Source organism: Phyllobacterium phragmitis, assembly GCF_002980495.1.
Classification (GTDB): Bacteria; Pseudomonadota; Alphaproteobacteria; order Rhizobiales; family Rhizobiaceae; genus Paramesorhizobium; species Paramesorhizobium phragmitis.
Genome location: NZ_PVBR01000011.1, coordinates 38,821 through 50,231 on the forward strand (window position 1 = coordinate 38,821; position 11,411 = coordinate 50,231).

12 protein-coding genes and 1 pseudogene are annotated in these 11,411 nt (G+C 60.2%); 10 read left to right on the top strand and 3 right to left on the bottom strand.

The window, feature by feature from the left end:
• On the bottom strand, positions 1–1,041 hold the full coding sequence (locus C5748_RS15500) for a zinc-dependent alcohol dehydrogenase (RefSeq protein WP_105742846.1): 1,041 nt from the start codon (positions 1,039–1,041) through the stop codon (positions 1–3).
• Positions 1,042–1,342: 301 nt separating this feature from the next.
• On the opposite strand from C5748_RS15500, the gene C5748_RS15505 reads away from it, so the two are divergent.
• From C5748_RS15505 to C5748_RS15540, 9 genes and pseudogenes are all read left to right on the top strand, one after another.
• The gene (locus C5748_RS15505; RefSeq protein WP_146119533.1) at positions 1,343–1,732 is read left to right on the top strand and encodes a hypothetical protein; all 390 of its coding nucleotides are present in this window, start codon (positions 1,343–1,345) and stop codon (positions 1,730–1,732) included.
• Between the two features lie 468 nt (positions 1,733–2,200).
• Entirely contained in the window at positions 2,201–2,680 is a 480-nt protein-coding gene (locus C5748_RS28225; protein WP_158259865.1) for a hypothetical protein, read from the top strand.
• 122 nt (positions 2,681–2,802) lie between these two features.
• On the top strand, positions 2,803–3,066 hold the full coding sequence (locus tag C5748_RS15510; protein ID WP_105742848.1) for a DUF1488 family protein: 264 nt from the start codon (positions 2,803–2,805) through the stop codon (positions 3,064–3,066).
• A 265-nt stretch (positions 3,067–3,331) separates the two neighbouring features.
• Positions 3,332–4,207 carry an aldo/keto reductase gene (locus C5748_RS15515; protein ID WP_105742849.1) on the top strand — a complete coding sequence of 292 codons (876 nt, stop codon included), beginning with the start codon at positions 3,332–3,334 and terminating at the stop codon, positions 4,205–4,207.
• 182 nt (positions 4,208–4,389) lie between these two features.
• The gene (locus tag C5748_RS15520; protein WP_105742850.1) at positions 4,390–4,782 is read left to right on the top strand and encodes a COG4315 family predicted lipoprotein; all 393 of its coding nucleotides are present in this window, start codon (positions 4,390–4,392) and stop codon (positions 4,780–4,782) included.
• Positions 4,783–4,790: 8 nt separating this feature from the next.
• A pseudogene (locus tag C5748_RS15525) lies at positions 4,791–5,296 on the top strand (sigma-70 family RNA polymerase sigma factor).
• A complete protein-coding gene (locus C5748_RS15530; protein ID WP_105742851.1) occupies positions 5,293–6,066 on the top strand; it encodes an anti-sigma factor family protein in 774 nt (257 codons plus the stop codon). The pseudogene C5748_RS15525 and the gene C5748_RS15530 overlap by 4 nt, the downstream one beginning before the upstream one ends.
• 215 nt (positions 6,067–6,281) lie before the next feature.
• Complete coding sequence (locus tag C5748_RS15535; protein ID WP_105742852.1) at positions 6,282–6,581, top strand: hypothetical protein; 300 nt, start codon at positions 6,282–6,284, stop codon at positions 6,579–6,581.
• Between the two features lie 164 nt (positions 6,582–6,745).
• Positions 6,746–8,116 carry an aspartate aminotransferase family protein gene (locus C5748_RS15540; RefSeq protein WP_105742853.1) on the top strand — a complete coding sequence of 457 codons (1,371 nt, stop codon included), beginning with the start codon at positions 6,746–6,748 and terminating at the stop codon, positions 8,114–8,116.
• Between the two features lie 26 nt (positions 8,117–8,142).
• Here C5748_RS15540 and C5748_RS15545 read toward each other — a convergent pair whose 3' ends face one another.
• Entirely contained in the window at positions 8,143–9,177 is a 1,035-nt protein-coding gene (locus tag C5748_RS15545) for an aldo/keto reductase (protein ID WP_105742854.1), read from the bottom strand.
• A gap of 35 nt (positions 9,178–9,212) precedes the next feature.
• Positions 9,213–10,394: an MFS transporter gene (locus tag C5748_RS15550; protein WP_105742855.1), complete on the bottom strand. Its 1,182-nt coding sequence runs from the start codon at positions 10,392–10,394 to the stop codon at positions 9,213–9,215.
• A 104-nt stretch (positions 10,395–10,498) separates the two neighbouring features.
• On the opposite strand from C5748_RS15550, the gene C5748_RS15555 reads away from it, so the two are divergent.
• Positions 10,499–11,404, top strand: a complete 906-nt coding sequence (locus C5748_RS15555) for a LysR family transcriptional regulator (RefSeq protein ID WP_105742856.1) — start codon at positions 10,499–10,501, stop codon at positions 11,402–11,404.
• The last annotated feature ends 7 nt before the right edge of the window (positions 11,405–11,411 follow it).

The following is an 11,411-nucleotide window of genomic DNA, read 5'->3' on the forward strand; positions in this document are numbered from 1 at the left end:
TCATCCTCCCTGTTTTGGTATCCCATTCGGATAGATCAGGCTCTTGATGTAGCCCGGCGCGTTGTCCGCATGGTTGCGGAACGTGTCGGGTGCCTCGTCCAGGCCGACCTGATGCGTCACGAGCGACGCGACATCGACCTTTCCTCCAGCGACGAGTTCGATGGCGCGCGGATAGACCTCCCCCATCCGGCGTGCGAATTTGATCTTCAGCCCGCGGCGGCGGGCCTCGGCGGCAGGCAATGTGTAGACATCCCCATCGGGAATGCCGACCAGAACGACGCGGCCGCCGATTTTCGCGGCAATGACGGCATCGCGGAAGCCCAGCGGCGAATTCGTCGCCTCGATGACCAGAGGCGCGCCCTCGCGCCTGGTCCACTCGCGGATGTCGTCCACAGACTGCCCGGTCCGCGACGCGCCAAGCCTGGCTGCCATGATTCGCCGGTGCTCAAGCGGATCGACCGCCAGAACCTCGCCCGCGCCTGCCGCCTTCAGAACCTGCAGAATGAGCAGCCCGATTGGCCCGCATCCGATCAGCGCCACCTGCTCCAGCAGTCGCGGCTTTGCCAGATCGACGGCGTGAATGGCCACCCCGAGCGGCTCGAGCATCACCGCCTCCAGCGGGCCGAATTGCCGAGGCAGTGGCACGATCTGCGATTTTGGCACCCAGATGCGCTCCGTCATCGCTCCGTCGAAGGGCGGCGCACCGATGAACTCCACATTCGGGCAGAGATTGGGATGCCCGCGTTCGCAGAACTCGCAATGGCCGCAGGCCTTGTTCGGATCGATGGCGACAAGCGCGCCGCGCGAAAGCCCCAGCTCGTCGAGATCCTCGCAGAGATAGCCGCCGAATTCGTGCCCCGGCACGAATGGCTCCTTCACCACCGCCGAGCCGATACCGCCATCCTTGAAATAGTGGAGATCCGAACCGCAAAGCCCCACGGAAGCGACATCGATGAGCACTTCGCCCGTCTGCCCCTCACGGAGATTGAACGGGGCGACATAGGCATCGTGGGCTCCACGAATGAAAAGGGCACGGCTCATCTGGCTTCCGGAAACAGCGTCTAAAATAGGATTTCAGCGGCACGATACAAATGTAAATTACATTTTTCAAGTGTAATATATCGTGCGAAATCCGGAAATGGCTGGCGCGGATGACCCGCCATATTCTGGCCGGCCAGAAACGATATGCTGGAAACGATGAAGGCAGAAATCTTGCTTCGATGCCTGAAAGGCCCGGTCGATGGTCATATCGATTTCGATAACCATGCCGGGCGACGATCGCCCTGCCAGGATTGCCGACCGGCACCTGACGCTCCATATCTCATTCTTTGGAGGTAGAACCATGTCGATGAAATCCTTGGCTATAGCCGCAATGGTCGGTTTTGCCGGCCTGTCGCTCTCCGGGTGCATGTCCGAAGGCGGATCCTATTATGGCGGGTACGATGGACCGGGCAGGTATTATGGCCGCGACTACGACCGCAGCTATTATGGCGGCGGCGCGGGCATCTATGATCGTGATTATTATCGCGGCAGGCGCCACCATCGTCGGGACCACCGCCCCGATCGGCCCGATTATAACCGGCCTGATCGTCCTGATCGGCCTGATCGTCCCGATTATCGAAAGGACCGCCCCGGCCGGCAGATCACCCGCCATACTGATCGGCCGATCAGATTCGAGGTCCCCACGAAGGGCGGCGGTCGCCGTGTGATCGTTCCAGGCGCCAACAATTAGGCCTGGCTGGCTGGGATTGCGGCGCAGAACGCGACATGCGGCTGCCGGAGGCTATGCTTTCGCCCGGTGACCCGGCCATGGAGCGGCTCGTTGCGAGCTCGTCATTCATCACCTTCGCGGGCGTGCTTTTATTCGCGCCGATCATTTTCTCGGGCAAGGAAACAGCGGCCCTTCCGGCTTCGCCAGCAATTTCATGAAGAATTCATGCCAGACAGAAACGTCAATGTTTGAAAATACTTTCAAATACGCATGAAGCACTGAATATACTTTATACTTTTATCCGGGAAATAATCTTTGGCACTCCTATTATTCGGGTGCCAAAGAGCGTATATAAGGATGCGCGCTTCATTTGTTGGCCGCAGAAAGAACTGCAATGAAATTCCGGCCACACCACGACCGCGTACAATTTAGGGCGCGGAAGGCGCAATAATCACCGCCGGCCTACGCATTCGCGACCAGGAAGTTTAAATGGTTCGCCACCGAACCACCGCTTCGGCCTTGCGCGAGAGCATCGAACTCGCAGCCGGTGCACCCGAAGCATCGCTCGTTTCAGGCAATATTTTTAATCAAGGGAGATTTCGCAATGGCGAAAGGACAACAACGCAGCAACCGCGAGGCCAGAAAACCGAAAAAGGAAAAGACGGCTCCAAAGGTCGAAACGCCCTTCGGTTCGCAGGTCAAGCAGGCCAACAGTGCCATCGACGCGCGCCGCAAACCCAAGGGCTGAGTGTGGAAACCATTGCATTCATTCAAAGGAGCTTTTTGATGATCCGCTTCAAAAAAGACATTGCAGACCCGAAGCCGGTTCGGGCTCCGCAGAATTCATCCGCCGACAGCGCCCCCAATCCCGAGCGCGAAGAAGCCAAAGCCGTCAAACGAAAGACTGCCGATAGCGACGGAAAATTACGGCGTGCCCGTCGAACGGTAGAGGACAACCGGCTACTTTAGAGCGCCGCGCGTCCAATTGGACGCGCAAAGGACGCTCTAACACTTTGAAATGCTGCGTAATTTTATTCTTAATCAATTCCGATTTAAGGAATTATCCAGCAAGTGGCTGCAAGGAGCTTATCATGGCGCTTACTTTTCCCAATCGGAGCCGGAGTTACGATGACGAGCGACAGCGCGTCCGCTTCCTTGGCCACGATGGCATGTTCGAAGTTCCGTTTTTCATCGAAGTCGACGCCTTTTCCAAGCCGTCATCCTCACCCTCTGCCGAAGCGGAATATCTGAAGGCCTTCGATGCATCGTTAAGTTCAATTCACGATGTTGCGCGGGAAGCCTACTCCCACGCCCGCAAGAACATCTATGTACTGACATCGGACGATTTTCGATAAGATCTATGCCGTTTATATCACGCTGGCCTCGCCTGCTGCCGGCGATGCCGGACATTGCCCACGAATTCGACATTCACCTCGCAAACGATGGAGAGCGGGTGAAGTCGACCACCTGATTCAGCATCAACGCAATATGACTTGAATTCGGCATCGCTACGGGAACACAATCCCGGCCGGCGGATTTGGTTTTGTGATCGAAATCATTCAAGATATTTCCAAGGCACCCCCAGAAGACCCAAAGCCATCGAGGAAAGGTATCCGAGCCATGTCAATACCCACGGCAGCCAAATCCGGAACATTCGAAATCGGCGAAGACATCAGGATCAATCGGCTTGGCTTCGGCGCCATGCGCGTCACCGGCCGGGGCATATGGGGTGAACCGGAAAACCGGGCGGAGGCGATCCGAACGTTGAAGCGCCTTCGCGATCTCGACGTCAATTTCATCGACACCGCCGATTCCTATGGTCCCGATATCTCCGAAGAATTGATCCGTGAGGCGCTTCACCCCTATGGCGATATACTCGTCGCGACAAAAGGCGGGCTAACACGCACCGGACCGGATCGATGGATCCCGCTCGGACGCCCGGAATATCTCATCCAGCAGGCGCACAAGAGCCTTCGCCGTCTGGGCCTCGAACAGATCGGCCTATGGCAGCTTCACCGGATCGACCCGAAGACGCCGCGCGACGAACAGTTCGACGCCATCAAATCGCTTCTCGATGACGGCATCATCCGCCACGCCGGCTTGAGTGAAGTCTCCGTCGCCGATATCGAGGCTGCCTCCAAGGTCTTCAAGGTAGCGACGGTGCAAAACCGCTACAATCTCGTGGACCGCACCAGCGAAGATGTGCTCGACTATTGCGAAAAGCAGAATATCGGCTTCATCCCCTGGTATCCGCTCGCGGCCGGCGATCTCGCCAAGCCGAATTCTCTGCTGGATACGATCGCCAGAAAGCATGGCGTGGCGCCAAGCCAGATTGCGCTCGCATGGGTGCTCAAACGCAGCCCGGTCATGCTGCCCATCCCGGGCACGTCGAAAGTCGCGCATCTGGAAGAGAATGTCGCCGCCGCTGACATCACGCTATCGGACGAGGATTTCCAGGCCCTCGACCGCGAAGGCAAGGCGCAGTTCAACGGCTGACTGCCGCAGATATCATCCCCTCGGTTTTCCCGAGGCATGCACCCTCAAGCATAAGCCTTGCGATCGCCCAGGTTGGTGCAGCGGAATTTCTGGAAAAAAACCGCGCCGGCCGGGAATAAACGCGCGCGAAAGCTGTTCTTTCTTTCGCGGGGCCAGGAATTAGCCAACCCAAGGAGACACCGATGTTTATTCGTTCCATGCTTTTCACCGTTGCAGCCCTCACACTTGCAATGCCACTCGCGCACGCCGACGATTATGCCGGCGGTGCGATCAAGTCGATGAAGACGGACAAGGGAGAGGTGCTGACCGATGCCAAGGGAATGACGCTTTATACCTTCGACAAGGACACGAAGGACATGTCGAACTGCTATGATCAATGCGCCGCGAAATGGCCCCCGCTCGTAGCCGCCGAAGGCGCTTCGCCGGATGGAGATTACACCCTCGTCGAGCGCAAGGACGGCACCATGCAATGGGCGTATGAAGACAAGCCCCTCTATCTCTGGGAAAGTGACAAGAAGCCCGGTGATACGACCGGTGACGGCGTCGGCGGCGTCTGGCACGTCGCGACAGAATAACCACGCCGATGTCCCGGTTCCTGGACGAGATCGAGACATGCGTTCCGGCGCTCAGGCGCTATGCGCGGGCATTGACCCATGATGCGGACATTCCGACGATCTCGTCCAGGACTGCCTGGAACGGGCAATCCGAAAAAGCGGGCTTTGGCGCCCCTCGGGGCCGTTGAAGGCATGGCTCTTCAGAATCCTCCTGAACATATATCGCAACGATCTGAGGCGTCGCCGTCGCACGCCCGCTCCTGTTCCGCTCGACACGCTGCCGAGCGAACCGCAGGGACTTGCCGCCCAGCCCGGCCGCCTCGCGCTTGCCGAAACGGCAAAGGCGATGCAGGCGCTGCCCTCCGAACAACGCGAGGCGCTGCTTCTCGTCGTGATCGAAGGCCTGAGCTATGCCGACGCCGCTTCATTACTCGGCGTCCCGATCGGCACGCTGATGTCGCGGTTGGGCCGGGCGCGCGCAACGCTCCGCCATCTGACCGAAACAGGTGCATCACGATTGAGGACCGTGAAATGAGCCGCGAGAAGTACCCCGTAACGGACGATGCTCTCCACGCCTATGTCGACGGCGTTCTGGAAGCGCGCGATCGCGCCGTTGTCGAGAACCATCTCGCGAGCAATCCGGCGGACGCCGAAACCGTCGAAAGCTGGTCTCGCCAGAACGAGGCGCTGCGGGCGCTCTACGGCCATGTGGGAGAGGAGCCTGTGCCGGAGCATTTAGGGGCATATCGCATCGCGGATGACCGAAAGACCGCATCACGCAATTGGCAGCGCATGGCCGCCGCCGGCATTGTGCTTTTCGCCATGGGTGCCGCAGGCGGCTGGTTTGGGCACAATCTGACGAATTCCACGCGTTCGGCACCGATGCCGCTGGTCGAGGAGGCCGTCGCCGCCCACAATCTCTACGCGAGCGAGATCATCCACCCGGTCGAGGTGCGCGCCGACCAGAGCGCCCATCTTGCGGCCTGGCTGTCGAAGCGCCTCGATCGGCCGCTCGACATTCCCGACCTTCGGGCGCTCGGCTTCGATCTGGTCGGCGGCAGGCTCCTGCCCGCAGGCGGCAGGCCGGCCGCCCAGTTCATGTACGAGGACAAGACCGGACGCCGCGTGACGCTTTATATCGTGCCGACGTCGAACGGGCCGGAATCGTCCTTCCACTACACCACCCTCGACGGGCTGGAAGCCTTTTTCTGGCGGGACGAAACGATCAACTGCGCCCTGGTCGGCGGGCTGCCACGTGCGGAACTCCGCCAGATCGCAATGCAGGCCTATAAAGAGCTTGGTTGAAAGTTCAGCCGATGTGACGCAACGCCAGAGCGCCGCTCATTCAAATGAATGCTCTCATGACGCTCGCGGCGCGCTCACGAAAATTTCATGCATCGGAACACCCGGCGTAACGCCGATAACGCCAATGCGGACACAATCTGCCCATAGCCTTCAACATGTAGTATAATTGTTGTTCCTGGTCCGAACAGGCAACCGATCGTTCAGGAGTTGGAAACATGAATGACGCAACATTCTCCGAACTGGATGCAAAGCTTGACGAACTGACAAGAAAGCTGGGGAGTTTCGCCAGCTTGCACACAAGCAGCACCCTGACCTCGGCGCAGACCACGGAATTCACAAAACTCGACGAGAGGGCAAGGCAGCTTCAGGCAAGACTCCGCGTGAAACTCGACAATGCCCATGGCGTCGACTGGGAACTCCTCAAGCTCGAATTGCAGAACGACCTCGTGCTCCTCACCAACAGTTTCCGGCATTGGGCGGAGCATTTGGACAAGCGGTTCAACAAGACACAGTGACCGGCCTCAAACCTGCTGACGAGGATCGGCCCGAAAATAGCTGTCTCCCCGCCTTCCCTAGCGCATGACGCTCCGCTATTCCTAGAGCGAGATTAAGAACAATTCTGTTTCCATCTGGTCTCATCTCGTTTTAGCTGATCATTCAAAATCGCAGGTGCAACACCGTGTCCTATCAGCCTAATTCCACCGAAGCTCGAGATATCGCCTATCAGCTCCATTCCTATACCAACGCCCGCAAGCATGAGGCCGAAGGGCCTCTGGTCATCGAGCGGGGCGAAGGCATCTATGTCTTCGACAACAATGGCAAGCGCTATATCGAGGGAATGGCCGGGCTTTGGAGCGTCGCCGTCGGCTTTGGCGAGAAGCGCCTGATCGAGGCCGCAACGCGCCAGATGGCCAAACTGCCCTATTATCATACTTTCACGCAGAAGACGCATGGGCCCTCCGTCGACCTGGCGGAAAAGCTGATCGCCATGGCCCCTGTGCCGATGTCGAAGGCCTATTTCACCAATTCCGGCTCGGAAGCCAACGACACGGTGGTCAAGCTGGTCCGCTATCGCTCCAACGCGCTCGGCAAGCCGGAAAAGAAGAAGATCATCTCACGCTTCAAGGGCTATCATGGCGTGACGCTTGCCAGCGCCAGCCTGACCGGCCTGCCCAACAATCACCGCTCCTTCGATCTGCCGATGCCGGGCATCCTGCACACCACATGCCCGCACCACCGTGCCGGCGCCGTCCCCGGGGAGAGCGAAATCGAATTCTCCAGGCGCTGCGCCAAGGATCTCGAAAATATGATCCTGAGCGAGGGCCCGGAAACGGTCGCCGCCTTCATCGGCGAGCCGGTGATGGGCGCCGGCGGCGTGATCGTGCCGCCTACCGGCTATTGGCAGGCCATCCAGGCGGTTCTCAAGAAATATGACATCCTGCTGATCGCCGATGAGGTCATCTGCGGCTTCGGACGCACGGGCGAGATGTTCGGCTCGACAAAATATGGGCTCGAACCCGATATCATGACGCTGTCGAAGCAGCTGTCTTCCTCCTATATGCCGATCTCCGCCGTGCTCATCAATGATCGGGTCTACCAGCCGATTGCCGATGAATCAGCTGAAATCGGCACCTTCGGCCATGGCTATACCGCCAGCGGCCACCCGGTAGCCGCTGCTGTCGCCCTGGAAAACCTCGCCATCATAGAGGAACGCGACCTGGTCGGAAACGCACGAACACTGAGCCCGCATTTTCAGGCGCGCTTGCGTTCGCTGGAGGCCCACCCGCTCGCCGTGGAGGCACGTGGCGTCGGATTGATCGGCGCGCTTGAGGTCTATCACGCAGCATTCGCCGATGAACCCGGCGTTCTCGGCGCAATGATGAACCGCGCGATGCATGAGCGCGGCCTGATTGCCCGCAATATGGGCGATGCGATCGCCTTCTGCCCGCCGCTCATCATCACCAAGGCTGAGATCGACCAGATCTTCGATATCACCGCGGCATCACTCGATGCAGTCAAGGCGATGGTCGACAATAGAGGGGCTGGCTGATCCGCCTGCCCCGTCGCTTCGTTTTATCACACCGCCGGGGGATTGAGCCTGGCGAAGCCCTCCTGACGGCGATAGGGGAAATACGGATAAGCTGCGGTGACCTCGCTCGCCGCATCGAGTTTGGCGACCTGTTCAGGTGTCAACGCCCAGCCGACGGCACCGAGATTCTGGCGTAGCTGCTCCTCGTTGCGTGCGCCGATGATGACCGAGGAGATGGACGGACGCCGTAGCAGCCAGTTGAGCGCGATCTGCGGAACGGTTCTGCCGGTTTCCTCGGCAATCGCATCAAGCACATCGATGATATCGAATAGCCTTTCGTCATCCACCGGCGGACCGAATTCGGCGGTCTGGTGCAACCGGCTCTGTTCCGGCAAGGGCTGGCCGCGGCGGATTTTGCCGGTGAGCCGCCCCCAGCCAAGCGGGCTCCACACCAGCGCGCCGACGCCCTGATCCAGACCGAGCGGCATCAACTCCCATTCATAATCGCGCCCGACCAGCGAATAATAAACCTGATGCGCGACATAGCGAGGATTGCCGTGCTTATCCGCCGCTGCCAGTGACTTCATCATTTCCCAGCCGGAGAAATTGGAAGCGCCCACATAGCGGATCTTTCCGGCACGCACGAGATCGTCGAGCGCCGACACGACTTCTTCTACAGGTGTCTCCGCGTCGAAGGCGTGCAGTTGCAGGAGATCGATGTAATCCGTACCCAGCCGACGCAGCGCATCTTCGACAGCCCTGATCAGCCTTGGCCGCGAGGTGCCCGCATCGTTCGGCCCATCGCCCATCGGCAGGCCTGTTTTGGTCGAGATGATCACCTGATCGCGGCGGCCCTTGATCGCCGCGCCCAGCACCTCCTCGGAAGCGCCGTTCGAATAAACGTCGGCGGTGTCGAACATATTCACGCCCGCCTCGAGGCAGATATCGACCAGCCGCCGCGCCTCGCTCGCGTCCGTACTGCCCCATGCGCCGAAAAGCGGCCCCTGCCCGCCGAATGTTCCCGCGCCGAAGCTGAGAACCGGAACCTTCAGGCCGGCTGCACCCAGATGTCTGTATTCCATGATTTTTCTCGCTTGTTGCTGTTGGTCGATATTGTTCAGGCGTTGCCGGTTGCCACGGAGGTCAGCGCCGGCTTCTGGTCGAGACGAATGCTCAAGATCGCGACGGCAAGGCCGCCCAGGGTGATGAGCGCGGCAACCAGCGGGATCGCGCCGAGGCCCGCTCCATGCGTGATCACCGCGCCGCCGGCCCAGGCGCCGAGCGCATTGCCGAGATTGAAGGCGGCGATGTTGAAGCTGGAGGCAAGGCTCTGCCCCGCGCCCTCCGCCTTCGACAGCACCCACATCTGAAGCGGCGCGACGGTCGCGAAACCAGCAGCGCCCAGCAGTCCGACAAAGACGACGGCGGCGATCCTGTCATGCAGCGCGAAGGTCATCAGACCGAGCACGCCGGCAAGCACGATCAGCGTGCCGATCACGGTACGGACGAGATGCCGGTCCGCCAGACGCCCGCCGATGAGATTGCCGGCGATGAGCCCGCCGCCGAAGACCAGCAGGATCGGCGAAACGGCGCTCTCGGTAAAGCCGGTGATCTGCGTCAGCGCCGGGGCGATATAGGTGAAGACCGCGAAGACGCCGGCATAGCCCAGCACCGTCGTCAAAAGCCCGAGCAGCACCGGCCGTCGCGCCATCGCCTTGAGGTCGGCACGCCAATCCCCGGCTTCAGGCGCAGCCTTGTCCTTCGGTACGAGCAGCGCGATGACGGCGAACGCCACGCTTCCGACGATCGCCACCGCCCAGAAAGTCGCGCGCCAGCCGAATTGCTGGCCGAGCCAGGTGCCGAAGGGAACGCCGAGGATATTTGCGACGGTGAGGCCGGTGAACATGATGGCGATGGCCGAGGCCCGTTTGTCCGGGGAGACGAGGCTGGTAGCGACCACCGATCCGACGCCGAAGAACGTGCCGTGGGCAAAGGCGGTAAGCACCCGCGCCGCCATCAGGAAGCCGTAGTCCGGGGCCAGCGCGCAGGCAGCATTGCCGATGGTGAAGATCACCATCAAGCCGAGCAGCACAGCCTTGCGCGGCCAGCGGCTGGTCATAGCGGTCAGAACCGGCGCACCGGCAACGACGCCGAGTGCATAACCGGAGATCAGAAGGCCCGCGGATGCAATCGTGACGTGGAGATCGGCGCTGACCTCCAGCAACAGGCCCATGATGACGAATTCAGTGACGCCGATGCCGAATGCACCAGCCGTCAAGGCATAGAGAGCCAAAGGCATGATAGCCGCCTCTTCAAGATGATTCCAATTCACTGGACTATGGACGAATGCCGTACGATGATATAGAGAGCGCACAGGAACATCATTTATGAATTGAATTCATCATGAGCCGCATGGACGTCAATCGCTTCGGCGAAATGGAAGTCTTCGTGAGAGTGGTCGAAATGGCCGGCTTCTCCGCCGCCGCACGCGCCTGCCGGATGACGCCATCGGCCGTGAGCAAACTGATCACCCGGCTGGAAACGCGTCTCGGAACAAGGCTGGTCAACCGCTCGACGCGAAAACTCCAGCTTACGCCGGAGGGCTGCGCCTTTTACGAGCGCAGCACGCGCATCCTTGCCGATCTCGACGAGGCGGAACGCAATGCCTCGTCAGGCGAAAAGCCCGCCGGGCGCATTCGCCTCAACACCAATGCCTCGTTCGCCACCCATATCCTGGCGCCATTGGTGCCGGAGTTCCTTGCGCGTTACCCCGATATCGCGCTCAACATCGTGCAGACGGATGCGGTGATAGACCTTCTCGAGGAACACACCGATGTCGCGGTGCGTGCCGGTCCGCTGAAAAGCTCCAGTCTCGTCGCCCGCAAGCTCGGCGCGACGCGTATGATGATCGTCGCGTCACCGGATTATCTCAAGCGGTTCGGGCATCCAAACACCGTTCCCGAGCTCGAAAAGCACAACCGCCTTGGCTTCTGCTACGCCAGGACTATCGAGGGCTGGCCGCTCATCTATGAGGGTGAGGCCGTCACGCTTCCCGTCATCGGCAATGTCCAGGTCAGCGACGGCGAAGCCATGCGGCAATTGGCGCTCGCAGGCGCAGGCCTTGCCCGGGTCGCCGCATTCACCGTCCGAGACGACATCAAGGCAGGCCGCCTCGTGACCGTCCTCGAAGACTGCAACCCTCGCGATCTGGAGGAGGTGCACGCGGTCTATCTCGGCCAGGGCGGCCCCCTGCCTGCCCGCATACGCGCCCTGCTCGACTTCCTCGCCGAACGCGAACGCGTCGGGTGATCCCCAA

Excerpts from the sequence above, each read along its gene's own strand:
- C5748_RS15505 (WP_146119533.1), top strand. The coding sequence starts at position 1,343 with ATGTCGATGAAATCCTTGGCTATAGCCGCAATGGTCGGTTTTGCCGGC.
- C5748_RS15530 (WP_105742851.1), top strand. The coding sequence starts at position 5,293 with ATGAGCCGCGAGAAGTACCCCGTAACGGACGATGCTCTCCACGCCTAT.
- C5748_RS15520 (WP_105742850.1), top strand. The coding sequence starts at position 4,390 with ATGTTTATTCGTTCCATGCTTTTCACCGTTGCAGCCCTCACACTTGCA.
- C5748_RS15500 (WP_105742846.1), bottom strand. The coding sequence starts at position 1,041 with ATGAGCCGTGCCCTTTTCATTCGTGGAGCCCACGATGCCTATGTCGCC.
- C5748_RS28225 (WP_158259865.1), top strand. The coding sequence starts at position 2,201 with ATGGTTCGCCACCGAACCACCGCTTCGGCCTTGCGCGAGAGCATCGAA.
- C5748_RS15515 (WP_105742849.1), top strand. The coding sequence starts at position 3,332 with ATGTCAATACCCACGGCAGCCAAATCCGGAACATTCGAAATCGGCGAA.
- C5748_RS15545 (WP_105742854.1), bottom strand. The coding sequence starts at position 9,177 with ATGGAATACAGACATCTGGGTGCAGCCGGCCTGAAGGTTCCGGTTCTC.
- C5748_RS15550 (WP_105742855.1), bottom strand. The coding sequence starts at position 10,394 with ATGCCTTTGGCTCTCTATGCCTTGACGGCTGGTGCATTCGGCATCGGC.
- C5748_RS15555 (WP_105742856.1), top strand. The coding sequence starts at position 10,499 with ATGAGCCGCATGGACGTCAATCGCTTCGGCGAAATGGAAGTCTTCGTG.
- C5748_RS15510 (WP_105742848.1), top strand. The coding sequence starts at position 2,803 with ATGGCGCTTACTTTTCCCAATCGGAGCCGGAGTTACGATGACGAGCGA.
- C5748_RS15535 (WP_105742852.1), top strand. The coding sequence starts at position 6,282 with ATGAATGACGCAACATTCTCCGAACTGGATGCAAAGCTTGACGAACTG.